The sequence below is a fragment of the Rubrivivax gelatinosus IL144 genome, from assembly GCF_000284255.1.
Classification (GTDB): Bacteria; Pseudomonadota; Gammaproteobacteria; order Burkholderiales; family Burkholderiaceae_C; genus Rubrivivax; species Rubrivivax gelatinosus_A.
In genome coordinates this window covers 631,440-652,603 of the sequence record NC_017075.1, presented here as the reverse complement: position 1 = coordinate 652,603, position 21,164 = coordinate 631,440, and the positions used below count along the sequence as shown (strand labels likewise).

At 72.1% G+C, this 21,164-nt stretch carries 21 protein-coding genes; 10 read left to right on the top strand and 11 right to left on the bottom strand.

What is annotated here, in order from left to right; genetic code table 11:
- The first annotated feature begins 33 nt into the window (after nt 1-33).
- The 5 genes from modA to RGE_RS03070 are packed head-to-tail and all read left to right on the top strand — an operon-like array spanning nt 34 to nt 3,883.
- The gene (modA, locus tag RGE_RS03090) at nt 34-783 is read left to right on the top strand and encodes a molybdate ABC transporter substrate-binding protein (RefSeq protein ID WP_014426846.1); all 750 of its coding nucleotides are present in this window, start codon (nt 34-36) and stop codon (nt 781-783) included.
- A gap of 21 nt (nt 784-804) precedes the next feature.
- On the top strand, nt 805-1,482 hold the full coding sequence (gene modB, locus RGE_RS03085) for a molybdate ABC transporter permease subunit (protein ID WP_014426845.1): 678 nt from the start codon (nt 805-807) through the stop codon (nt 1,480-1,482).
- On the top strand, nt 1,479-2,606 hold the full coding sequence (gene modC / locus RGE_RS03080; RefSeq protein ID WP_014426844.1) for a molybdenum ABC transporter ATP-binding protein: 1,128 nt from the start codon (nt 1,479-1,481) through the stop codon (nt 2,604-2,606). Before modB ends, modC begins: the two co-directional genes overlap by 4 nt.
- A gap of 8 nt (nt 2,607-2,614) precedes the next feature.
- On the top strand, nt 2,615-3,472 hold the full coding sequence (gene modD, locus RGE_RS03075) for a ModD protein (RefSeq protein WP_014426843.1): 858 nt from the start codon (nt 2,615-2,617) through the stop codon (nt 3,470-3,472).
- 18 nt (nt 3,473-3,490) lie between these two features.
- Nucleotides 3,491-3,883 carry a hypothetical protein gene (locus tag RGE_RS03070; RefSeq protein WP_014426842.1) on the top strand — a complete coding sequence of 131 codons (393 nt, stop codon included), beginning with the start codon at nt 3,491-3,493 and terminating at the stop codon, nt 3,881-3,883.
- Between the two features lie 12 nt (nt 3,884-3,895).
- On the opposite strand, the gene cadR is transcribed toward RGE_RS03070, so the two are convergent.
- Complete coding sequence (gene cadR / locus RGE_RS03065; protein ID WP_043784573.1) at nt 3,896-4,360, bottom strand: Cd(II)/Pb(II)-responsive transcriptional regulator; 465 nt, start codon at nt 4,358-4,360, stop codon at nt 3,896-3,898.
- Between the two features lie 60 nt (nt 4,361-4,420).
- Between cadR and RGE_RS03060 the strand changes: the two genes are divergently transcribed.
- Nucleotides 4,421-6,775, top strand: a complete 2,355-nt coding sequence (locus tag RGE_RS03060) for a heavy metal translocating P-type ATPase (RefSeq protein WP_014426840.1) — start codon at nt 4,421-4,423, stop codon at nt 6,773-6,775.
- On the opposite strand, the gene RGE_RS03055 is transcribed toward RGE_RS03060, so the two are convergent.
- Nucleotides 6,776-7,414, bottom strand: a complete 639-nt coding sequence (locus tag RGE_RS03055) for a class I SAM-dependent methyltransferase (protein ID WP_014426839.1) — start codon at nt 7,412-7,414, stop codon at nt 6,776-6,778.
- A 91-nt stretch (nt 7,415-7,505) separates the two neighbouring features.
- Between RGE_RS03055 and RGE_RS03050 the strand changes: the two genes are divergently transcribed.
- A complete protein-coding gene (locus RGE_RS03050) occupies nt 7,506-7,934 on the top strand; it encodes a cytochrome c (RefSeq protein WP_014426838.1) in 429 nt (142 codons plus the stop codon).
- 7 nt (nt 7,935-7,941) lie between these two features.
- Here the strand turns inward: RGE_RS03050 and RGE_RS03045 are convergent, their stop codons facing one another.
- The 3 genes from RGE_RS03045 to RGE_RS03035 all read right to left on the bottom strand — a co-directional run bounded on the left by RGE_RS03045 (nt 7,942) and on the right by RGE_RS03035 (nt 10,265).
- Complete coding sequence (locus tag RGE_RS03045; protein ID WP_014426837.1) at nt 7,942-8,508, bottom strand: LemA family protein; 567 nt, start codon at nt 8,506-8,508, stop codon at nt 7,942-7,944.
- Nucleotides 8,505-9,527, bottom strand: coding sequence for a hypothetical protein (locus RGE_RS03040; RefSeq protein ID WP_014426836.1), 1,023 nt, complete (start codon nt 9,525-9,527; stop codon nt 8,505-8,507). Before RGE_RS03040 ends, RGE_RS03045 begins: the two co-directional genes overlap by 4 nt.
- Before the next feature lie 114 nt (nt 9,528-9,641).
- The gene (locus RGE_RS03035; protein WP_148280110.1) at nt 9,642-10,265 is read right to left on the bottom strand and encodes a hypothetical protein; all 624 of its coding nucleotides are present in this window, start codon (nt 10,263-10,265) and stop codon (nt 9,642-9,644) included.
- 270 nt (nt 10,266-10,535) lie between these two features.
- On the opposite strand from RGE_RS03035, the gene RGE_RS03030 reads away from it, so the two are divergent.
- Both RGE_RS03030 and RGE_RS03025 read left to right on the top strand, forming a co-directional pair.
- Nucleotides 10,536-11,747, top strand: coding sequence for an AAA family ATPase (locus RGE_RS03030; RefSeq protein ID WP_014426834.1), 1,212 nt, complete (start codon nt 10,536-10,538; stop codon nt 11,745-11,747).
- Nucleotides 11,744-12,334 carry a DUF4276 family protein gene (locus RGE_RS03025; protein ID WP_043783753.1) on the top strand — a complete coding sequence of 197 codons (591 nt, stop codon included), beginning with the start codon at nt 11,744-11,746 and terminating at the stop codon, nt 12,332-12,334. The genes RGE_RS03030 and RGE_RS03025 overlap by 4 nt, the downstream gene beginning before the upstream one ends.
- 15 nt (nt 12,335-12,349) lie before the next feature.
- Here the strand turns inward: RGE_RS03025 and RGE_RS03020 are convergent, their stop codons facing one another.
- Together RGE_RS03020 and bfr are read right to left on the bottom strand one after the other, a co-directional pair.
- Complete coding sequence (locus RGE_RS03020; RefSeq protein WP_014426832.1) at nt 12,350-12,835, bottom strand: host attachment protein; 486 nt, start codon at nt 12,833-12,835, stop codon at nt 12,350-12,352.
- 54 nt (nt 12,836-12,889) lie between these two features.
- Nucleotides 12,890-13,360: a bacterioferritin gene (gene bfr / locus RGE_RS03015; protein WP_014426831.1), complete on the bottom strand. Its 471-nt coding sequence runs from the start codon at nt 13,358-13,360 to the stop codon at nt 12,890-12,892.
- Between the two features lie 156 nt (nt 13,361-13,516).
- On the opposite strand from bfr, the gene RGE_RS03010 reads away from it, so the two are divergent.
- Nucleotides 13,517-14,029, top strand: coding sequence for a hypothetical protein (locus RGE_RS03010; RefSeq protein ID WP_014426830.1), 513 nt, complete (start codon nt 13,517-13,519; stop codon nt 14,027-14,029).
- Here the strand turns inward: RGE_RS03010 and RGE_RS03005 are convergent.
- Genes RGE_RS03005 through RGE_RS02990 form a run of 4 tightly spaced genes read right to left on the bottom strand, consistent with a single transcriptional unit; the run spans nt 14,005 to nt 21,089 of the window.
- Nucleotides 14,005-14,322 carry a DUF2149 domain-containing protein gene (locus RGE_RS03005; protein WP_014426829.1) on the bottom strand — a complete coding sequence of 106 codons (318 nt, stop codon included), beginning with the start codon at nt 14,320-14,322 and terminating at the stop codon, nt 14,005-14,007. The two genes, RGE_RS03010 and RGE_RS03005, sit on opposite strands and share 25 nt — an antisense overlap.
- On the bottom strand, nt 14,319-14,804 hold the full coding sequence (locus RGE_RS03000) for a MotA/TolQ/ExbB proton channel family protein (RefSeq protein WP_014426828.1): 486 nt from the start codon (nt 14,802-14,804) through the stop codon (nt 14,319-14,321). Before RGE_RS03000 ends, RGE_RS03005 begins: the two co-directional genes overlap by 4 nt.
- Before the next feature lie 16 nt (nt 14,805-14,820).
- Nucleotides 14,821-18,825: a cobaltochelatase subunit CobN gene (gene cobN / locus RGE_RS02995; protein ID WP_014426827.1), complete on the bottom strand. Its 4,005-nt coding sequence runs from the start codon at nt 18,823-18,825 to the stop codon at nt 14,821-14,823.
- Entirely contained in the window at nt 18,825-21,089 is a 2,265-nt protein-coding gene (locus RGE_RS02990; protein ID WP_014426826.1) for a TonB-dependent hemoglobin/transferrin/lactoferrin family receptor, read from the bottom strand. Before RGE_RS02990 ends, cobN begins: the two co-directional genes overlap by 1 nt.
- Nucleotides 21,090-21,164: the final 75 nt, after the last annotated feature.

The window sequence follows — 21,164 nt, the reverse complement described above, 5'->3', positions numbered from 1 at the left end:
TTCCCCGTCCCCCGTCACACGGAGCTTTCCTGCATGAAGAACCCGATCGCCCTCGCCGCCCTGCTCTTCGCCGCCAGCCTGGCCCATGCCGACGAGGTGCAGGTGGCCGTGGCCGCCAACTTCACCGCGCCGGCGCAGAAGATCGCCGCCCAGTTCGAGAAGGACACCGGCCACGTCGCCAAGCTGAGCTTCGGCGCCACCGGCAAGTTCTACGCGCAGATCACCAACGGCGCGCCGTTCGAGGTGCTGCTGTCGGCCGACGACGAGACGCCGGCCAAGCTGGAGAAGGAAGGCCAGGCCGCGCCGGGCACCCGTTTCACCTACGCCATCGGCACGCTGGTGCTGTGGAGCGCGCAGCCGGGTGTCGTCGACGCCCAGGGCGCGGTGCTCAAGAGCGGCCACTTCGAGCGCCTGTCGATCGCCAACCCGAAGACCGCGCCCTACGGCGCTGCCGCCGTCGAGACGATGAAGGCGCTGGGCGTATTCGACGCCGTGACGCCCAAGCTGGTGCAGGGCGAGAACATCGCCCAGGCCTACCAGTTCGTCGCCACCGGCAACGCGCCGCTCGGCTTCGTCGCGCTGTCGCAGGTGTTCGAGGACGGCGCGCTGAAGGGCGGTTCGGCCTGGATCGTGCCGGCCAAGCTGCACCAGCCGATCCGCCAGGACGCCGTCGTGCTGGCCAAGGGCGCCGCCAACCCGGCGGCCAAGGCCTGGCTGGCCTACCTGAAGAGCGACAAAGCCCTGGCCGTGATCCGCGCCTACGGTTACCAGGTCGCGCCGTAACGCGACGCACGGAGCCCGCCGATGCCGTTCAGCAGCGAAGACTGGGGCGCGATCCGGCTGACGCTGGAGCTGGCGGCGGTGGTCACCGCGCTGCTGCTCGTCATCGGCACGCCGATCGCGTGGTGGCTGGCGCGCACGCGGTCTTGGTGGAAGGGCCCGGTCGGCGCCGTTGTCGCGCTGCCGCTGGTGCTGCCGCCGACGGTGCTGGGCTTCTACCTGCTGCTGGCGATGGGGCCGCACGGCCCCGTCGGCGCGTTCACTGAATGGCTCGGCATCGGCCGCCTGCCCTTCACCTTTGCCGGGCTGGTCGTGGCCTCGGTGTTCTATTCGATGCCTTTCGTCGTGCAGCCGCTGCAGAACGCCTTCGAGGCGCTGGGCGACCGGCCGCTGGAAGCCGCGGCGACGCTGCGCGCCGGGCCGCTGGATACCTTCTTCAGCGTCGTCGTGCCGCTGGCGCGGCCGGGGTTCCTCACCGCCTCCATCCTCGGCTTCGCGCACACCGTCGGCGAGTTCGGCGTCGTGCTGATGATCGGCGGCAACATCCCCGAGCAGACGCGTGTCGTCTCGGTTCAGATCTACGACCACGTCGAGGCGATGGAGTACGCCCAGGCCCACGTGCTGGCCGCCGGCATGGTGATCTTCAGCTTCGTCGTGCTGCTCGGGCTGTACACGCTGAACCCGTCGCGGAGGCGGGCATGAACGCCGGCCGCCCCGAGGCGCAGGCCGTCGAACGTGCGGCCGAGCCGCGTGCGCCGATCGAAGCGCGTTTCGACGTCGATTACCCGGGCTTTCGCCTGCAGGCCGATCTGCAGCTGCCGGGCCGCGGCGTCACCGCGCTGTTCGGGCCTTCGGGCTCGGGCAAGACGACGCTGCTGCGTGCCATCGCCGGGCTGGAACGCCACCGCGGCCGGCTCGTCGTCGGCGGCGAGTGCTGGCAGGACGACGCACGCGGCGTCTTCGTGCCGACGCACAAACGCCCGGTCGGCGTCGTCTTCCAGGACGCCGGCCTGTTCGAGCACCTGACGGTGCGCGCCAACCTCGACTTCGGCCGCAAGCGCATCGCGGCGGCCGATCGCCGTGTCGACTTCGACGCCGCCGTCGAGCTGATGGGCATCGGCCACCTGCTGGAACGCAAGCCGGCGCACCTGTCCGGCGGCGAGCGCCAGCGTGTCGCCGTCGCGCGCGCCTTGCTGACCAGCCCGCGCCTGCTTCTGATGGACGAGCCGCTGGCCGCGCTGGACCAGGCGCGCAAACGCGAGATCCTGCCCTTCCTCGAGAAGCTGCACGCCGAACTCGACCTGCCCATCCTCTACGTCAGCCACGCCCCCGACGAGGTGGCGCGGCTGGCCGACCACCTGGTGCTGCTAGACACCGGCCGCGTCGTCGCCCACGGCCCGCTGGCCGAGCTGATGGCCCGGCTGGACCTGCCCACCGCGCAGGGCGAAGACGCCGGCGTCGTCATCGACGGCCGCGTCGTCGAGCACGACGCGCACTACGGCCTGGTGACGATCGCCTTCCCCGGCGGGCGTGTGCAGGTGGCGCACGGGCCCGAGCCCGCCGGCCGGCGGCTGCGGCTGCAGGTGCGGGCGCGCGACGTCAGCGTCGCGCTCTCGCCCTCGGGCGACAGCTCGATCCTCAACCGCGTCGCCGCCACCGTCGTCGCCGAGGCGCCGGCCGACACGCCGGCGCACGTGCTGCTGCGCCTGGACGCCGGCGGCACGCCGCTGGTGGCGCGCATCACCCGGCTGTCGCGCGACCAGCTCGGGCTGGTGCCGGGCTGCCCCGTGTGGGCGCAGATCAAGGCCGTCGCGCTGCTCGCCTGAGGACTTCGATGGACCGCCTGCCCGACCCCGAACTGCTGGCCCTGCTGCACGACGACGTTCCCTGTGGCGACCTGACGACCGCGGCGCTGGGCCTGGCCGCGGCGGCACTGGCGCGGCTGGAGTTTCGCGCGCGCGGCGCGATGACGGTCTGCGCCACCGAGGAGGCCGAGCGCCTGTTCCAGTTGGCCGGCGCCACGGCACGCCGCCTGGTGCCCAGCGGGCGCACGGTCGCCGCCGGCGAACGTCTGCTGGCCGCGCAAGGCCCGGTGCCGGCGCTGCACGCGGCCTGGAAGACGGCGCAGACGCTGGTCGAATGGGCCTCCGGCATCGCCACCGCCAGCGCCGCGCTGGTGGCTGCGGCGCGCGACAGCGGCCGCGAGCTGCCGGTGGCCTGCACGCGCAAGAACGTGCCCGGCACCAAGTGGCTGTCGGCCAAGGCGGTGCGCGCCGGCGGCGCGACGATGCACCGGCTGGGGCTGTCGGAAACGCTGCTCGTCTTCCCCGAACACCGGCTCTACCTGCGCGAGGCGCCGGCGGCCACGGTGGCGCGGCTGCGCGCCGCCGAACCCGAGAAGACGGTGGTCGTCGAGGTACGCGGCGTCGACGAAGCCCTGGCCTGGGCCGAAGCCGGCGCCGACCTGCTGCAGCTGGAGAAGTTCAGCCCGGCGCAGCTGGCCGAGTGCCACACGCGCCTGCAGTCGCTGCCGCGGCGCCCGCGGCTGGCGGCGGCCGGCGGCGTCAACGCCGCCAACGCCGCGGCCTACGCCGCCGCCGGCGCCGACCTGCTGGTCAGCTCCGCCCCCTACAGCGCGCCGCCTTGCGACGTGCGTGTCGAGTTCCATCCCGGCGACGCCGAAGTCGCCTGACTCCGAAGGAGCATGCCGATGGCCCGCACCCGCGTCGACCCACCGCCGCCGCCCTGCTGCGCCCCGCAGCCGCCGCAGGACTGGAGCCTGCTGCTGCCCGACACGCTGCGCCATCTGGTGGTGCCGCCGCAGCGCTGCGAACGCCACGCCGACGACGAGCTGCCGGCCGAACGCACGCTGGGCTACGCCGCAGACGGCGCGCCCAGCTTCTGCGCCAGCCGCCACCGCCTGGCCGCGCCGGCCTCCGACGACGACGAGGAGTTCGTCGAAACGACCTCGGTCACCGAATGCACCACCGCCTGGCGGCTGCGCGACGGGCGCTGGCTGGTGCACGAGTCGGTGCTGCGCTACGGCCGCTGCCCGCCCGAGGAGAGCGCGCGCTACTACCTGTCGGAGACGATGCCGCGCTGAGCCCGCGCGCCTTCAGCGCCGCCGCGGCGCGTGTGTCGCCGCGTGCTCGTGCACGCCGCCGGTGTGCGGCGCGGCCTCGGGCAGCGCCACCTGGCCCAGGCCGCTGAGGATGCCGCAGGCAGCACCGTCGCCCGGCGTGTCGCAGCGCGCGCGCAGCGCCCGCAGCGAGGCTTCCAGCGCACGCAGTTCCTCGATGCGGTGCACGACGTGGCCGATGTGTTCGTCCAGCAGCGTATTGACGCCGCTGCAGTCGGCCGGCGGCGAGTCGCGGAAGGCGAGCAGCGCACGCACCTCGTCGAGCGACATGTCCAGCGCGCGGCACTGGCGGATGAAGGCCAGGCGCTCCAGCTCGGCTTCGCCGTAGACGCGGTAGTTGCCGCCCGAACGCGGCGCCGCCGGCAGCAGGCCTTCACGTTCGTAGTAGCGGATCGTTTCGACCGGCGTGCCGCAGGCCGCCGCGAGTTCGCCGATGCGCATCACCATCCTTTCGTGTCCGACGCTTGACTCTAAACCCGCTACAGGGTCTGCAATGGCGGCATGGACACGAGAAAGACCGAATCCGACGGCTGCGGCGAAGGCTGTGGCTGCACGCCGGTGGCCACGGTGGCCTTGCCGATGCCGACGCGGCGGCGGCAGGCGGCGGAACCCGCCCACGAACATTCGCACGATCACGGGCATGAGCATGGGCACGACCACGGCCATGCCCATACGCACGGCGACGGACACGCCCACGAACACGACTGCTGCGGCGGCGCCTGCGCGGCGCCGACCGACACCACGCCCGATCCCGGCGGCCCCGGCCTGAAGCTGCGCATCCCGGCGATGGACTGCGCCGTCGAGGAAGGGCAGATCCGCCGCGCGCTCGAAGGCATAGACGGCATCCGGACGCTGCGCTTCGCGCTCGCCGAACGCACGCTGCGCCTGGACGCCGAACCGGCGGCGCGCGACGCCGCGCTGGCCGCGATCCGCCGCGCCGGCTTCGCCGCCGAGCCGCTGGCCGACGACGCCGCGCCGCTGCCCTGGTGGCGCGCCGCCGGCCTGCCGCGCCTGGGCGCGGCGCTGGCGCTGGCCGCCGCGGCCGAGCTGCTGCACGCCCTGCTGCCGGCCTCCCAGACCGCCGAATGGGCCGGCATGGCGCTCGCCGCAGCGGCCATCGCGCTGGCCGGCCTGGGCGTGTTGACGAAGGGTTTCGCCGCGCTGGCGCGCCGCCGGCTGGACATCAACGCGCTGATGTCGGTGGCCGTCGTCGGAGCCTTCGCGATCGGCCAGTGGCCCGAGGCGGCGATGGTGATGGCGCTCTACACGATCGCCGAGCTGATCGAGGCCCGCGCGGTGGACCGCGCACGCGGCGCGATCGCCGCGCTGATGGCGATGGCGCCCGAGGTCGCGACGCTGCGCCGTGCCGGCGCCTGGGTCACGGTGCCGGTGGCCCAAGCCGCCGTCGGCGAGACGCTGCGCGTGCGGCCGGGCGAACGTTTCCCGGTCGACGCCGTGCTGAGCGAAGGCACGACCAGCGTCGACCAGGCCGCCGTCACCGGCGAGAGCCTGCCGGTGGACAAGCAGCCCGGCGACGCGCTGTTCGCCGGCACGCTGAACCTGTCGGGCGCGGTCGAGGCGCGCATCACCGCGCCGGCCTCGCGTTCGACGCTGGCGCGCATCGTCGAAGCGGTCGAACACGCCCAGGCCTCGCGCGCGCCGACGCAGCGTTTCGTCGACCGTTTCGCCGCCGTCTACACGCCGGCGGTGTTCGCCATCGCGCTGGCGGTGGCGCTGGGCGGGCCGCTCGTCGCCGGCTGGGCCTGGACCGCGGCGATCTACAAGGCGCTGGTGCTGCTGGTCATCGCCTGCCCCTGCGCGCTGGTGATCTCGACGCCGGTGGCGCTGTCCAGCGGCCTGGCGGCGGCGGCGCGCCGCGGCGTGCTGCTCAAGGGTGGCGCCCACCTCGAAGCCGCGCGCCGCATCCGCGCCGTGGCGTTCGACAAGACCGGCACGCTGACCGAAGGCCGGCCGCGGCTGGTGCACTGGCAGGCGCTGGCCGGCGACGAGGCGGCGGCGCGTGCGCTGGGCGCGGCGTTGGCGGCGCAGACCGACCACCCGGTGTCACGCGCCATCGCCGCCGGCCTGGCGCCTGCCGCAGCGGCCGCCGTCAGCGCGGTCCAGGCGCTGCACGGGCGTGGTGTCGTCGCCCAGGCCGAGGGCGCCGCCGTCTGGCTGGGCAGCCGCCGCCTGGCCGCCGAACGCGGCGCGCTGACGCCCGAGCTCGAAGCCGCGCTGGCCGAGCACGAACGCCAGGGCCGCGGCCTCACGCTGCTGGGCCGCGGCGCGCAGGCGCTGGCGCTGTTCGCCGTCGCCGACACGCTGAAACCCGGCGCGCGCGAAACCGTCTCGGCGCTGAAGGCACTGGGCGTGGTGCCGGTGATGCTGAGCGGCGACCACGGCGCGGCGGCGCAGGCGGTGGCCGCCGAAGCCGGCATCGATGAAGTGCGCGCCGACCTGCTGCCCGAAGACAAGCTGGCCGCGATCGAGGAGCTGCAGCGCCGCCACGGCCCGACGGCGATGGCCGGCGACGGCCTGAACGACGCTCCGGCGCTGGCGCGCAGCGACCTCGGCATCGCGATGGGTGCCGCCGGCACCGACGTCGCGATCGAGGCCGCCGACGTCGTCGTGATGAACGACGACCCGCGCCGCGTCGCCGAGACCGTGCGCCTGTCGCGCGCGACGCACGCGGTGCTGGTGCAGAACATCGTGCTGGCGCTGGGCATCAAGGCGGTGTTCCTGGCGCTGGCGGTGTTCGACGACGCGACGATGTGGATGGCCGTCTTCGCCGACATGGGCGCCAGCCTGATCGTCGTCTTCAACGGCCTGCGGCTGCTGCGCCGCGCGAAAGGCTGATCAGCCGGGGCGGCGCGCCAGCAGGCCGATCAGCGCCGCCCGGCCGACGTGCTGCGTGCCTTCGGCGAGTTCGGCTTCGTACTCGGCGAGGTCCAGGATCTCCAGCCCGGCGAAGGCTTCGCGCAGCAGTTCGGGCGTGTAGAGATGGTCCACGCGCCCCGGCCCGCCGCTGCGGTAGGCCAGCTGCGCCGGCGTGTAGCCCTGCAGCACCAGGCAGCCGCCCGGGCGCAGCGCGCGCGCCATGCGCTCGAACAGGCGCGCGCGGGCGGGCGGGTCGGCGAACTGCACGAAGACCGCGGCCACCAGGTCGTAGGCCGCTTCGGGCCAGGCCCAGTCGTCGCAGCCGGCGACCTCGTAGTGCACGCTGACGCCGGCCTCGGCCGCCAGGCGCCGCGCCTTGGCCACCGCGACGTCCGAGATGTCGAAGGCGTCGACCTCGAAACCGCGCCGCGCCAGCCAGACGCTGTTGCGGCCTTCGCCATCGGCGACACACAGCGCACGGCCGCCGGCCGGCAGCCGCGCCGCCAGGCTCTCGAGATAGGCGTTGGGCGCCGTGCCGAACAGGTAGCCCTCGGCGCGGTAACGCTGGTTCCAGCCGCCGGCGGGGTCGTCGAAGACGGGGGTGTTGTCTCTGCTCATGCGCCGATTGGGCCACGTCCCGGGAGGCCCCGCAGCCGGCCCCGAAACCCCCGGGGGTAGCATCGCGGCGTCAGCTTTCCCGGAGCCCGTCATGCGCCGTGCCTTCGCCCTCGCCTGTCTCGTCTGCGCCCCCACCGTCTTCGCCGCCGAGGACGGCCGCACGCTCGCGCCGCTGACGCCGGCAGCGCAGGCCACGCTGCGCGACGAGATGCTGGGCAACCTGCGTGCGCTCAACGAGCTGATCACGCTGGTGGCCGACGGCAAGCTGGCCGAGGCCGCGGTGGTGGCCGACACCGAGCTCGGCTTCGGCGCGATGGGCCGCAACCGCTCGCTGCCGATGGACGCCCGCCCCGGGCCGCAGATGCCGCAGGCGATGCACCGCATGGGCATCGACGGCCATCAGGCCGCCAGCCGTTTCGCCGAAGCGGCGAAAGCCGGCGACCAGGCACTGGCGCTGCGCCGACTGGGCGAGCTGACGACGACCTGCGTCGCCTGTCACCACGCCTGGCGCACGCGCTGAATCCGGCTCAGAGCCGCGGGCGGTAGTCGAAGGCCGAGGCCGCGCGCGGGTCGGTGAAAGGCTCGACCGGCTGCGCGCGCGTGACCGCCGCGTTGACCAGCGAGGCCGGGAACACTTCCAGCCCGGTGTTGTAGAGCTCGACGTTGCGGCTGAAGATCGTCAGCGCCGCCGTCACTTCCTTCTGCAGGTCCACGAGCTGGGCCATCAGATCGCGCAAGGCGCCGGCGGCCTGCAGCTCGGGGTAGGCCTCGACGGCGATGCGCAGGCTCTTCAGCAGCTCGGCGCTGGCGCGTTCGGCCTGGGCCAGCGCGATGCCGTCGGGCTGCGCGCCCAGGCGGCCCAGGCTCTCGCGCAGCTGCGTCACGCTGGTCAGCAGGCCGCGTTCGTACTCCTGGTAGGAGCCGACCAGCTCCTCCAGCTTGGGCAGAGTCTGCTGCTTCTGGCGTTCGTAGGCCAGCACGTCGGCCCAGGCGCGGCGCACCGCGTTGCGGCGCGAGACGATGCCGTTGTGGATGACGACGACGCCGGCAGCGACGGCGATGGCGGCCAGCACGACGATCAGGGTGGTGTTCACGGGAAGGCCTTTCGGTTCGGGATCGGGGGCGCGGGCTCGGCGCGCGGCTGCAGCCCGTCGGCGGCATCGCACAGCGTGCGCAGCAGCGTCGTCAGCGCCTCGAGCTTGGGCATCGTCGCCGTCGAACGCACGCGCCAGCGCAGATCGTCGAGGCGGTCGGTGCGCTGGCGGGCGTCGGCGCGCACGAGCAGGTCGTCGTCGGAGAACGAGATGCAGCCCTGCTCGCCGGCGAAGTGCAGGTCCAGCGCGCGGAAGTGGCGCCCGGTCTCGACGAAGGTCTGCACGACGGACGGCGTCAGCAGGCGCGCGGCCTGCATCTCGCTGGCCGCGCCGACACGCCAGCGCTCGCCGAACTCGATCGATGCGGTGCTCCAGGCCACCGGCATCTTCGGCTTGCGCACTTCGGACACCGCCAGCGTCAGCGGCGGCGCCAGCGAGACGACGACGCCGTGGCGGTAGTGCGTCGTGCGCTGCGTCTCGTCGTGCTGCTTGCCGTCGGCGTCGGTCCGGCTGCTGTGCTGGACCTCGACCCAGCTGAAGCGGTAGCAGGCCATCGTGTGCGGCCGGCCGGCTTCGTCGGTCCACTCGCCTTCGACGAGGCGGTCGATGCTCTGGCCTTCGTCGCCGCGCTCGAAGTCGGGGAAACGCTCGCGCCAGTCGCGCCACAGCGCGCGGCCGTCACGCTGCACCGCGCTCAGGCCGCGGTCGAGCATCGCCGCCTGGCCGAGCACGGTATCGATGAAGCGCCGCCGCGCCGCGAAGGCGGCCACCGGCAGGCCGCCGGCCAGCAGCGCGACGAGCAGCGCGGCCAGCGCCTGGCCGTCTTCGCCGGCCTGGTGGCGCCAGGCCGCGACGAGCACCGCCAGCACCGCGACGACGATCGCCGGCAGCGGGTCGGCACGCACGATGCGGCCGTCGGGGCCGGCGTGGCGGCCGATCTCGGCCAGCAGCAGCTCCTTGGACGGCAGCGCGGTGGCAATACGCGCGGCGCGGCGCATGCGCATCAGGTGGCGGATCATCGGCCGGGGCGGGAGCGGGTTCGAGGCGGCATCGGCGCGCCGCAGCATGCCACGCGCAGGCTGTCGCGGGGAGTCATGCCCCGTTATCGGCGCCGGGAGCGCCGACGTTGAATCTCAGCGTGCCGCGGCCGCGACACGCGCCCACAAGGCCGCCGCGGCGGCCAGCGGGGACGCGGCGTCCAGCCCGCTGGCGGCGGCGTCCACCCAGTCCAGCGTGTCGTGCGCGCCGCCGGGCAGGCGGTCGCGCTGGCGTTCGGCCACCAGCCAGGCGTGCAGCGCGGCGTAGTCGGCCGGGCGGCGGGCCTGGATCCAGGCCAGGCCGGCGAGATCGGCCCAGGCTTCTTCGCGGCGCTCGGGGTCGGTGGCTGCGTCGGCGCCCGGCGGGCGGCCGTGCCAGGCGCCCTGCACGTGGCGTTCGCAGTGCGCGACCTCGTGCGCGGCCATCAGCTCCAGAGCCGCGTCTTCGCGGCCGGGTGGCAGGCGTTCCAGCGTCGCTTCAGACTCGGGATTGGCGCGCATCGACAGCACGAACTTGCAGCGCCCGTCGACGAAACCCAGCGCCAGCGGCGCCAGCCCGGTGGTGGGCTGCGGCTGCACGACGATGTCCAGCGGCAGGCCGCGCGCCTCGGCATCGGCCAGCACCGGCGCGGCACCACGCAGCCAGCGGGTCTCGGTGGCCGTCAGCCCACCGGCGGCCGCGGGCAGCGCCGTGGCGAGCATCCAGCCCATCAACATCATCTGCCGCACCTGCGTCTCCCGCCGTCGCCGATCCCGGCTCTTCGGCCGGGAGACGCGGCGGTTGAGCGCTGCGGCAGACCGTTACATCGGCAGACCATGAGAATGGTCGGGACGAGCGCGACACTCGGCGGTGGACCCCAGGCTTGCTGACCCTAAGATGCGCCAAGGGCATAAAGGCGCCGGCTGGACAGCCCACGCCCTTGCCTCAAGCCCCGCAACTAACGGGATGCCACAGAATTGCCACGTCCGCCGGGCACATCGACGACAACCATGACACCGACCCCCAGGACCTTCCTGAAGCGCGTCATCCTGCGCAACTACAAGAGCATCGGCAGCTGTGACGTTGAGCTGCACGCGCTGACCTATCTCGTTGGGGTCAACGGCTCAGGCAAGAGCAACTTCCTCGACGCCCTGCATCTGGTGCGCGACGCACTGAACGGTTCGCTGGACAACGCCATCAACGAGCGTGGAGGGCTCAACGAGGTTAGGCGGCGTTCGAACGGCCATCCGAAGCACTTCGGCATCCGGCTGGAGTTCGAACTTCCAGGGGGCCAGTGCGGACACTATGCGTTCAATATTGGCGCGCTGAAAGACCGTGGCTATGAGGTCTTCACCGAGGAATGCGTCATCGGCGGCATCGGCCGCGGCCCATTCTTCCGGATCGACCGCGGCCAACTGCGCGACAGCAGCGAAAGCAGCTTCCCGGCCGTGACCTCGGACCGCCTAGCCTTGGTAGCGGCATCAGGTCTAGCGGTATTCCGGCCAGTTTTCGACGCCCTGTCGTCTATGGGTTTCTACAACCTGAACCCAAAGCTGATGCGCGAGTTGCAAAAGCCACAGGAAGGTCGTCTTCTCAAGCCTGCAGGGGAGAACATCGCCAGCGTCATCGGCCACTTGGAGCGAGTCGCAGCTGGCCAGACCGCCATCATCCAGGAGTACCTGCGGACCGTCGTACCGATGGTGGAGGGCATAGAGCGCAAGCAGGTCGGTCCGATGGAAACACTGGAGTTCCGCCAAGATATGGCCGGCTCCAACCACCCTTGGCGATTCCTGGCTCAGAACATGTCGGACGGCACTCTTCGAGCACTCGGCGTACTCGTCGCGCTGTTCCAGGCCAACCGGGATTACGCACCTAGCCTCGTCGGCATCGAGGAACCTGAAACGGCGTTGCATCCGGCCGCCAGTTCTGCACTGCGCGAAGCGCTGTCCCGCGCGTCCCAAAACACGCAGATCATCGTCACCAGCCATAGCCCGGACCTGCTGGACGATCGGAACATTCCGGCGGACTCGTTCCTTGCCGTCGCTTCAGAAGGTGGAGAAACTCGGATCGCTCCGCTGGATGAAGCTTCACGAGACGTCCTGCGCCGGCAGCTGTTTTCTCCGGGGGAGTTGCTGAGACTGAACCAGTTGGCGCCCGATCGCAAGATGCTGGCGGAACAGCAGGCGCGCCAGACGGAACTCTTCGGCAACCTTGCACGATGAAGGTCGTGGCTATCGTAGAAGGCGACGGCGAAGTCGCCGCGCTGCCCGTGCTACTGCGTCGGATCGCGCAATGGCGCTCACCGGAGCTCTACGCGGAGATCGCGCAGCCGATCCGCGTCAGGCGGGACCGCTTTCTGAACCGCCCGGAGGAGTTCGAACGCCACCTGCAGCTCGCAGCAGCCAAGTCCGGCCAAGGCGACTGGATCCTCGTGCTCTTCGACGCCGACGATGACTGCCCTGCACAAAGGGCGGCCGCCGTGCTGGCAGATGCCGTTCGAATCGTTCCGCACCGCAGCGTCTCGGTGGTGTTTGCCAACCGAGAGTATGAGGCTTGGTTCATTGCCGCTGCGGCCTCGCTGGACGGGCACCGAGGGTTTCGTTTCGACCCGAATGAAACCATCGCAGCGGAATCGCCGCGTGACGCGAAAGGCTGGATGCGTCTCAGGATGGGTAGCGCAAGCTACGGCGAGACGACCGACCAGCCAGCCTTCTCGGCCAGGATGGACCTCGAACAGGCGTTCACGAACAGCCGGTCTTTCCGCAAACTCTGCTCGGAGTGGGACCGAGCGGCCGCGTCAGCGAACTGAGCAACTGCTCCGGCTTCAACCGGTCCCGGCCCGCCTGGGCCGCGGGAAGAAACGTTCGGCCAGCTCGGCGTTGTCGACCTGCACCAGGTCCTTGTCGAACTGCCGCCCCAGGCGCTGCTGCACCTGCGGCGAAAACGCCTTGCGCAGCAGGCCGAGAAAACGCGGCGCGGCGGCCAGGTGCAGTTCGTCGAAGCGGTGCGCCAGCGCCGCCTCGTGCAGCCGCGCGGCGACGCGGCGCGCGAAGCTCTCGGCTTCGTGGTGGCGCTCGTCCTCGCCGGCCGACGCGGTGGCCGTGCCGCCGCGCGCGCTCTCCGGCGCACCGGCCGGCACGCCGCCGGTACGGCGGCCCACGGCGTCGTCGCGCAGGTCGCGCCCGCGTGCGTGCGCAGCCGGGTCGGTGAGCTCCTCGATCGGTTCGAGCGCACCACCGCCGTCAGGGCGGCGCAGAAAACGTGCGATGGCCTCGTCGGCCACCAGCACCCAGATCGTCTTGTCGTCCATGCCGGCTCCCGCGGTCGAGATGCCGCGGAGCCGGCAACCCGCGTTCCGCCGGCCTCAGGACGCCATCTGGCTCTGCAGGTAGTTCGGCAGCGTCACCAGGCCGATCAGGCGCAGCTGCTGCTCCAGCCAGTGGGCGTGGTCCTGCTCGGTGTCGTCGAGCATCGGCAGCAGGATGTCGCGCGTGACGTAGTCGCGTTCGGCCTCGCACAGCGCCATCACCTCGCGCAGGTGCTGCACGACGCGCAGCTCGACGGCCAAGTCGCTCTGCAGGATCGACGGCACGTCGTGGCCGACGTCCAGCGCGTTCGGGGTCATGCGCGGCGTGCCGCCCAGCATCAGGATGCGGCGGATCAGCGCGTCGGCGTGCCCGGTCTCGTCTTCCATCTCGTGGCCGATGCGGTCGGCCAGCTTGGTCAGGCCCCACTCCGACAGCATGCGCGAATGGATGAAGTACTGGTCGCGTGCGGCGAGCTCGTCGACCAGCAGCGCATTCAGCGCGTCGAGGATGGCGGGGTGGCCTTGCATCGGCTTCTCCTGTCGGGGGGCAAATTCGCGCAAATCGTACGCTGGCGACGCGGTCTTTGCTCGTGACAGGTTTGCGGGTTCGCCGCGACGCGGTGGCCGCGCCGGCGCGCGACACTGGGCTCCCGGACCACCGTCCGCCGCCATCGCGAGGTCCCGATGCCGCCCGATCCGGCCGACGACGCCGTGCGCGAGACGCTGGCCTTCATCCGCGCGCACAGCTCGATCCGATTCATCGCGCTGCCGTTTTTCCTGGGCGCGATCGCGGCGCTGGCCAAGGTCTATTACGACGTCGGCGTGCCGCCGTCGAAGACGCTGGTCGCCACCACCGGGCTGGGGCTCAGCGTCGTCGCGGGCACGATCGAGGTCGTGCTTTCGCGCAACCTGATCGCCTGGTGGCGTGCGCTGGACCGGCACTTCGCCGGCGCGCCGCACTGGCGAATGGTGCGGGCGCACCGCGCACCCGGCGCGCTGACGGCGGCCCGCTGGACGCTGTTCCTGCCCTACGTCGCGGCCTTCGTCTTCTGGCTCGTGCAGCTGGTCGGCTGCGTCGCGCCGGCCGGGCGCGGCGGCGCGGTGCTGGTGTTCGCGCTCTTGCTGGCGCTGCTGCTCTGTTCGGGCGCCGGCGCCGTCTGGCGCCGCGCCGCTCAGGAGCCGCCTTCGGGCACGTAGACGATGGCGCCGTCCTTCATGCGGTAGGCGACGCCGGCTTTCTCACCGTCGCCGCTGCCGATGGCGCCGCTGGCCTTGTAGCGTTCGATCTTCTCGCCCTTCTTGACGACCATCTCCATGCTCGGCTTGCCGGGGTCGGTGATGACCGTGACGTCGCGCTTGGAGAACGGGTTCATCAGCGGGTTCTGCGCCACCGTGATCAGCAGCGCGGCGATGACGACGAGGAAGATGTCGATCAGGTTGACGACCGATAGGATGGGGTCGTCGTCCTGCGCTTCGTGCAGCAGCTTCATGCCGCCGCCTTGCCGCGGGCGGCGGCGATCTCGACCAGCTCCTCGGCCAGCCAGCGCCGGCGCACGTTGACGACCCAGAAGGTGATCGACGCGGCGATCAGCGCCAGGATCACCGCCGAGAACGCGACGGTCAGGTTCTGCGACACCTGCGCCAGGTTGCCGTCGGACAGCGACTTCAGCGCCGGGCCCATCGGGATCATCGTCGCGACCAGCCCCAGCATCGGCGTCACGCGGCTGGCGATGCGCTGCGTTTCCAGCATCCGGTGCGCGTGCAGGTCGAGCGCGTCGTCGCTCAGGCCGCCGGCGGCGCGGTCGGCGGCCAGCAGCGGCCGGCCGCCGCCGCGCCGGCGCTGCCAGGCGAGCGTCAGGAACTCGCCCAGCGCCCAGAAGGCGTAGAGGAAGAGCAGCGCGATCAGCGCCAGCGTCGGCAGCAGGAAGAGCTGCGCGACGTCGTACATGGTCGATTCGAGTGCGTGGTTCATGGCGTGTGGGCTGCCTTCAGGTGGCGAACGAAAGAGAGGAACGGGAGCGCCGGCCGCGCAGCGCGCCGCCGGCCAGCGCCAGCGCGATGGCGGCCAGCGCCAGCGCGGCGCGCGAGGCCTCGGCCGGCGGCGGGGCGACACGTTCGAGCAGCAGGCCCTCGACCGGGGGCCGTGCCGCGGCGGGCTCGGGGGGAACGGGGGCCGCGTCGGCGGGCGCCGCGGGTGCGGGCGCCGGCGCGGCCGGCTGCGGCGCGAGGCCGTAGCCGACGAAGGCGGCGAACGCGGCGCTGTCGGGCCGCACGTCGTGGCGCTGCGCCAGCTCGCGCCAGCGCGCCTTCAGCTCGGCGACGCTTTCCGGCGCCGCCTTCCACTGGCCCAGGCGCGCGGCTTCGAGCAAACGTTCGATGACTTGCGCCATCGCGTGCGGGTTGCGGCTCTCGAACCAGCGGCGGATGCCGAGCTGATGCTTGTCGCGCACGTAGACGTCCATGAACTCCTGCCACTGGTCGTCGCGCACGATCTCGCGTGCCACGCTCTGCCAGCCGGCGAAGTTGTTGATGCCGTCGAGCACCTGCAGCGTGCCGGCGTAGCCCTCGGCCATCAAGCCGCTGATGTGGCCGGGGTGGAAGTTGCGGGTCGCCAGCTCCTTGGCCAGGAACTCGGCGGCACCTTCGACCCGCCCCGCGCCCGGCCCGCGCAGGTTGCTGATGTAGAGCTCGGGCGCCTTGCCGTCGAGGTGGCGCACGGCCAGCGACAGCCCGCCCAGGTACTGGAACGGGTCGTCGGTGGTCAGCATGCCGTAGAGGTTGGAGCTGCGCGCCAGCACCGCGCCTTCGGTGCCTTTCAGGTGCTCGGCGTAGAGGTTGGCCGTGGTGCCGGCCTGGCCCCACTCGGCCTCGTCGGGGCCGTAGGCGTACTGCATGCGCGACAGGTACAGCGTCGCCAGCTTGCGGTCGCCTTCGGCCTGGGTCTTCCAGGTGTCGGTGGCCAGCGCCGCGTCGTCCAGGCCGCTGCCGTAACGGCCCGACTCGGACGAGAAGATGCGCGTCTGCCCGGCGCGTTCGGCGGCGGCCGCGTCCAGGCCGCGTTCACGCAGCCCGGCGGCGATGCGGCGCGCGTTGGCCGCCACCGGGTTGTCGGCTTCGTCGGCCTGCGACGCCAGCCGCGCCGCCTTGGCGAGCTGGCGCATCACGTTGGGGAAGTGGTCGCGGTACAGCCCGGTGGCCGAGAGCACAACGTCGATGCGCGGCCGGCCCAGCGCAGCGCGCGGCACCAGCTTGACGTCGGCGACGCGCCCGCCGGCGTCCCAGACCGGCTCGACGCCCAGCGCCCACAGCGCCTGCGCTTCGAGCAGGCCCTGGTGGCGCATCGTCTCCACCGACCACAGCGTGAACGCCAGCTTGGCCGGCGCTCGGCCGGTCTTGGCGCGGTGCGCGGCGGCGAGCTGCTCCAGCGCCTGCTTGCCGGCTTCCCAGGCGGCCTTGGTCGGCACCCGCGAGGGGTCGAAGCCGTAGAGATTGCGCCCGGTCGGCAGCGAGTCGGGGTTCTTGATCGGGTCGCCGCCGTAGCTCGTCGGCCGGTAACGCCCGGCCAGCGCGTCCAGCAGCCCGGCGAGCTCGCCTTCGGCGCCCAGGTCGGCGTACCAGCGCCGGCCACGTTCGACCGCTTCGCGCGCCGGCGTCGGCAGCGCCGCGGTGTCGGCGCCTTCGACGATGTACTCGTGCAGGCGGCGGTAGGTGGCGGTCTCGGTGAGCTTCTTCCAGTCGCCGACCAGCACCTCGTCGGCCTCTTCGCCCGGTGCGGCCAGCGCGACGATGGTCTCGCGGCCCAGCATCTCCATCACCGTCGCCAGGCGCCAGCGTTCCTCGGGCGCGCGGCCGAAGCTGTGCAGGCCGACCGGCTGCACGGTCAGCGCGAGCTCGTGCAGATGGTCGTGCAGCGCGCTGATGAAGGCCGGGAAGTCGGCCTCGACACGCGCCTCGCTCCAGCCCATGTCGGCGGCGATGCGCTCGCGCTTGACGCCGTCGGTGATCTGCCGCCGCAGCGCGTCGCGCACCTGGCCCTCGCCTTGCGCCAGCCACTGGTGCAGCGCGTCGTGCAGCGCGGTCAGCGCGTCGTGCAGCCCGGCCGGCGCCAGCGCCGGCGTCTGGTGCGAGACGACGACCGCACGGCCGCGGCGTTTGGTCTGCAGCGCCTCGCCGATGTTGTCGACGATGTACGGGTAGACCACCGGCACGTCGCCGACGGCCAGCAGCGCGTCGTCGAAGACCGAGAGCCCGCGCTCCTTGCCCGGCAGCCATTCCTGCGTGCCGTGGGTGCCGAAGTGCACCAGCGCGTCGGCGGCGAACTGCTCGCGCGCCCAGAGGTAGACGGCGAAGTAGTGGTGCGAAGGCACGGCGCTGGTCGAGTGGTAGATGGCCTTCTCGCGGTCTTCGCCGCGTTCGCCGCGTGGCGGCTGCGGCAGCAGGCTGATGCCGCCCAGGCGCAGCCGCGGCACGACGAACCCGTCCTGGCCGCCGCGGCGCACGATCCAGGTCGAACGTTCGGGCGCGCCCCAGCGTTCGTCCAGCCGCGCGCCGACCTCCGGCGGCAGGCCCGCCAGCCAAGCGCGGTAGCGCGCGACCGGCAGCCAGTCGGCCAGGCCGTCGCGCAGCAGCCGCTCCAGCACCTCGCGGTCGGCGGCCGGGCGGTAGGCGGGCTCCAGCAATCGCTGCAGCGAGGCCGTCAGCACCGCCTCGTCCTGGGTCTCGGTCGTGTAGCCGGCCTGGCGCAGCGCCGCAAGCGTCGCCACCAGGCTGCGCGGCAAGTTCATGAACGAGGCCGACAGGTTCTTCTCGCCCGGCGGGTAGTTCCAGAAGAACAGCGCGACGTGTTTGTCGGCCGCTGGCTTACGCTGCAGCGCGACGAGTTTCATCGCCTTGGCGACGACGGCGTGGACCTGCGGCGCGATCGGCTCCACACGTTCGTCGGCGCCGCCGGTGGCCGAGGCGATCAGGATGTCGGTGATGCCGGCGGTCTCGGCCTGCGACAGGTAGAACGGCACGTCGTCGATGCGCACGCCCTGCGGGTCGGCACGCCAGGCGGCGGTGTCGCCGCGGCGATAGGCCATGGCCTGGATGACCGGCACGCCCAGGGCCTCGAACTCGGCGCGGCGGGCGTCGGGGCTCAGCGTGATCTGGGTGTTGATCAGCACGTCGACCACCGGCCGGCCGTCGACGAGCGCGACGCGGCGCACCGCGTCGGCGTCGAGCACCGGCGTGTAGAAGGCCAGCGGCACCGCGCCCTGCGCTTCCAGGCGGGCGATCAGCGCGTCCAGCAGCTCGGTCTCTTCGGCGGCGACGCTCTGCGGGTGGAAGACGATGCCGACGACCGGCGCTCGTTTGCCGTCGGCGGCCACGCCCTTCCAAGCCAGGTAGTCGCGCGTCGCCGCGGTGACCAGGCCGGGGTATTTCGGGTGGTAGATCCCGGTGGCCGGGAAGACCACCGGGTCGGGGTGGCCGCCCCAGGGCCGGCCGTCCAGCCAGTCGTCCAGCGTCTGGACGAAGTGGCGCAGGTTGGGCCCGGCGCCGTTGACGTAATAGGCGTGCAGGCGTTGGGCGAGGTCGGCCGGCACCTCGTGCGGGCGCGCCTCGGCGGTGGACAGCCAGACATGCCGGCGGCGCTCCAGCGCCGGCAGCGCGGGCGCCAGCTTCTCGCGCATCCAGGCTTCGATGTGGGCGCGCGGCGCGTCCAGCAGCACGAGATCGGCGCCGTCCCAGAGCGTGGCGTCGATGGTGCCGAGCTTCTCGACGTAGCGGGCCTGAACGTCCAGCCCCAGCGGGCCGCCCACACGTGCCAGCGCCGCGAGCTTGGCCGGCGGCACCGGCGAGGTGGTGACGACGAGCACGCGTGCGGCTTGCGCCGGCAGCGCGAGCAGCATCAGCAGCGCGGCGAGCGCGACGGCCGCCGCCACGAGGCGGCGGCGGGCGGCGGCGAGCTGGCAGTGCCGGGCCTCGCCCGGCAGGCTGGCGGCGGGGCGCATCAGAAGCGGTAGCGCAGGCTGGCGCTGATGCCGCGGCCGGGCTGGCTGAAGGCGTCGGCGATCGCCGTGGTCGCCGCCAGGCCGCGGGCGTCGGCCCACTGCACGAACTTCTTGTCGAACAGGTTGTTCAGCGCCAGGTTGAGCTGCGCGTCGCGGCCGAGCTGGAACCACATCGACAGGTCGGCGACGACGAAGCCGCCGGGCACGTAGTACTGGCTCTCGTCGACACGCGACTTGCGTTCGACCGCGGTGAGCATCAGCTCGCCGCCCCAGGTCTCGGCCTGCTTGCGCAGCCCGACGACGAGCTTGTCGGGGTCGATGGTCTCCAGCGGCGTCTTGACGCCGGCCTGCTTGCTGTCGCCGCTGGCGTGCGCGTAGCGGCCGGTCAGCGTCCAGCTCGGCAGGAAGTTCCAGTCCAGCGTCGCTTCCCAGCCCTGGATCTCGACGTCGTTCAGGTTGATCGAACTGAAGATCGTCGGATCGGAAGCCGTGCCGCTGCCGCCGATCTTGACGTTGGACGCGATGAAGTCGTCGTAGCGCGCCTTGAAGACGGTCGCGCTCCAGCGCAGGCCGCCCTGGCTGCCGCGCAGGCCGAGCTCGACGCTGTCGCTGGTCTCGGGCTTCAGGTCGGGGTTGCCCAGCGAGATGTAGGGCTGCGACGCGAGCAGGTTGCTGACGCCGCCGTTGACCTGCGACGGCGTCGGCGCGCGAAAGCCGTGGGCGTACTGGGCGACGAAGCGCAGGTTGGGCGCGACGTTGAAGACGAAGCCCAGCTTGGGCGACAGCTCGCCGTCGCTCAGTTCGGTCGGCGGCTGCGTGTTGTTGCGCGCGTACAGCGGGTCGTTCTTGTCCGGATCGAGCTCGAACCGGTCGTAGCGCAGGCCGGGGATCAGCGACCAACGGCCGAAGCTGATCTCGTCCTGCACGAAGGCGCCGAGCAGCCGGTAGTCGGTGTCGGGGAAGCTCTTGTTGACGACGAAGGCGCTGGAGCCGGTGGTCACGAGCACGCCGTTGAGATAGTTGGCGCCGTCCTTCAGCGAGCTGACCTCGGTCGTCGAGGCGTCCAGACCCCAGATCAGGCGCTGCGTGACCTGGGTGCCGAAGTTGGACTCGAACTGCAGGCTGCTGCCCAGCGCCTTCTCGGCGTACAGGTTGTCGCGCGAACGCGAGTTCCAGGCGCTGGTGTTGCTGCGCGTCTCCCAGCCCTTCTGGCGGTTCTCCGAGTCCTGCCAGTACAGGCTGGCGTCGACACGCTGGAACCACGGGTTGCGCGGGTCGGTGTACTGGTAGTCGGCCTTCAGCAGCGAGCGCTTGATGTGTTCGCTCGAGGCGACGTCGGTGGTCGTCAGGTACATCGGGTCGCCGAACAGCGTGTAGACCTGGGTGTCGTACTGGCGGTCGACACGTTCGGCGCTGAACTTGACGCGGTGGCGGTCGTTGAAGCGGTAGAGCAGCTTGGCCAGCACGTAGTCGGCGTCGGTGTCCTGCGGATTGGGCGTCGTGCGCGTCATGTCGCGGGCATCGTTGTCGCCCTTGTTGTCGACCTCGTGGCCGCGGCGCAGGCTGGCCAGCAGCATCGCTTCCCAGCCGGTGTCGGTGCGCAGCGCGACCGAGGGCACGAGGCTCCAGGCGCGGTCGATGCTGCGGTAGCCGAGCTTGACGGCGCCGCCGGTCTTCTCGCCCTCGCGCAGCAGGTCCGACGGGTCCTTGGTGACGAAGCTGACGGCGCCGGCCAGGCCGTCGCTGCCGTAGGAGGTGGACGAAGGCCCGCGCAGCAGTTCCACGCGCTTGAAGGCCTCGACGTCGATGTAGTCGGCGCGGCCGGCGAAGACCGGGCCGCTGGCGTAGAGCATCGGCAGGCGCACGCCGTCGACCTGCAGCATGACCTGGTTGCCTTCCAGGCCGCGGATGTTGATGCCTTCGTTGCCGCCGCGGCCGGTGCTGTAGAAGGCCGCCGAACTGCGGTTGGGCAGCGCCCGCACCGAGATGCCGGCTTCGTAGCGCACGAGGTCCTGGGCATCGGCCGCGCCGCGCTGCTCGATCTCCTCGGCGGTGACCGCGCTGACCGTGGCCGCGACCTCGTCTTCATTGGCTTCGACGCGCGTCGCCGAGACGACGACCTTGGGCAGCGGCGCCTGGGCGACGACGGTCGGGGCGCCGGTGGTCTGCGCCTGCACCAGGCCGGCGGCGAGCGCGGCGACGGCCGCGGTCAGGGGATGCAGGACGAGGCGTTGCCCGCGGCGCGGGCCCTGTGGCTGTGACATTCGAGTCTTTCTGTTGTCATGGCAGGGCTGGCGCCCGCACCCCGGAGGGCGCGGTGGCTGGCGTCGGTGGGAGAA

Excerpts from the sequence above, each read along its gene's own strand:
- RGE_RS03060 (WP_014426840.1), top strand. The coding sequence starts at position 4,421 with ATGGACACGAGAAAGACCGAATCCGACGGCTGCGGCGAAGGCTGTGGC.
- RGE_RS02990 (WP_014426826.1), bottom strand. The coding sequence starts at position 21,089 with ATGTCACAGCCACAGGGCCCGCGCCGCGGGCAACGCCTCGTCCTGCAT.
- cobN (WP_014426827.1), bottom strand. The coding sequence starts at position 18,825 with ATGCGCCCCGCCGCCAGCCTGCCGGGCGAGGCCCGGCACTGCCAGCTC.
- RGE_RS03025 (WP_043783753.1), top strand. The coding sequence starts at position 11,744 with ATGAAGGTCGTGGCTATCGTAGAAGGCGACGGCGAAGTCGCCGCGCTG.
- modA (WP_014426846.1), top strand. The coding sequence starts at position 34 with ATGAAGAACCCGATCGCCCTCGCCGCCCTGCTCTTCGCCGCCAGCCTG.
- modC (WP_014426844.1), top strand. The coding sequence starts at position 1,479 with ATGAACGCCGGCCGCCCCGAGGCGCAGGCCGTCGAACGTGCGGCCGAG.
- RGE_RS03030 (WP_014426834.1), top strand. The coding sequence starts at position 10,536 with ATGACACCGACCCCCAGGACCTTCCTGAAGCGCGTCATCCTGCGCAAC.
- cadR (WP_043784573.1), bottom strand. The coding sequence starts at position 4,360 with ATGCGCATCGGCGAACTCGCGGCGGCCTGCGGCACGCCGGTCGAAACG.
- RGE_RS03005 (WP_014426829.1), bottom strand. The coding sequence starts at position 14,322 with ATGAAGCTGCTGCACGAAGCGCAGGACGACGACCCCATCCTATCGGTC.
- modD (WP_014426843.1), top strand. The coding sequence starts at position 2,615 with ATGGACCGCCTGCCCGACCCCGAACTGCTGGCCCTGCTGCACGACGAC.
- RGE_RS03020 (WP_014426832.1), bottom strand. The coding sequence starts at position 12,835 with ATGGACGACAAGACGATCTGGGTGCTGGTGGCCGACGAGGCCATCGCA.
- RGE_RS03050 (WP_014426838.1), top strand. The coding sequence starts at position 7,506 with ATGCGCCGTGCCTTCGCCCTCGCCTGTCTCGTCTGCGCCCCCACCGTC.
- RGE_RS03040 (WP_014426836.1), bottom strand. The coding sequence starts at position 9,527 with ATGATCCGCCACCTGATGCGCATGCGCCGCGCCGCGCGTATTGCCACC.
- modB (WP_014426845.1), top strand. The coding sequence starts at position 805 with ATGCCGTTCAGCAGCGAAGACTGGGGCGCGATCCGGCTGACGCTGGAG.
- RGE_RS03055 (WP_014426839.1), bottom strand. The coding sequence starts at position 7,414 with ATGAGCAGAGACAACACCCCCGTCTTCGACGACCCCGCCGGCGGCTGG.
- RGE_RS03035 (WP_148280110.1), bottom strand. The coding sequence starts at position 10,265 with ATGATGTTGATGGGCTGGATGCTCGCCACGGCGCTGCCCGCGGCCGCC.
- RGE_RS03000 (WP_014426828.1), bottom strand. The coding sequence starts at position 14,804 with ATGAACCACGCACTCGAATCGACCATGTACGACGTCGCGCAGCTCTTC.
- RGE_RS03070 (WP_014426842.1), top strand. The coding sequence starts at position 3,491 with ATGGCCCGCACCCGCGTCGACCCACCGCCGCCGCCCTGCTGCGCCCCG.
- bfr (WP_014426831.1), bottom strand. The coding sequence starts at position 13,360 with ATGCAAGGCCACCCCGCCATCCTCGACGCGCTGAATGCGCTGCTGGTC.
- RGE_RS03010 (WP_014426830.1), top strand. The coding sequence starts at position 13,517 with ATGCCGCCCGATCCGGCCGACGACGCCGTGCGCGAGACGCTGGCCTTC.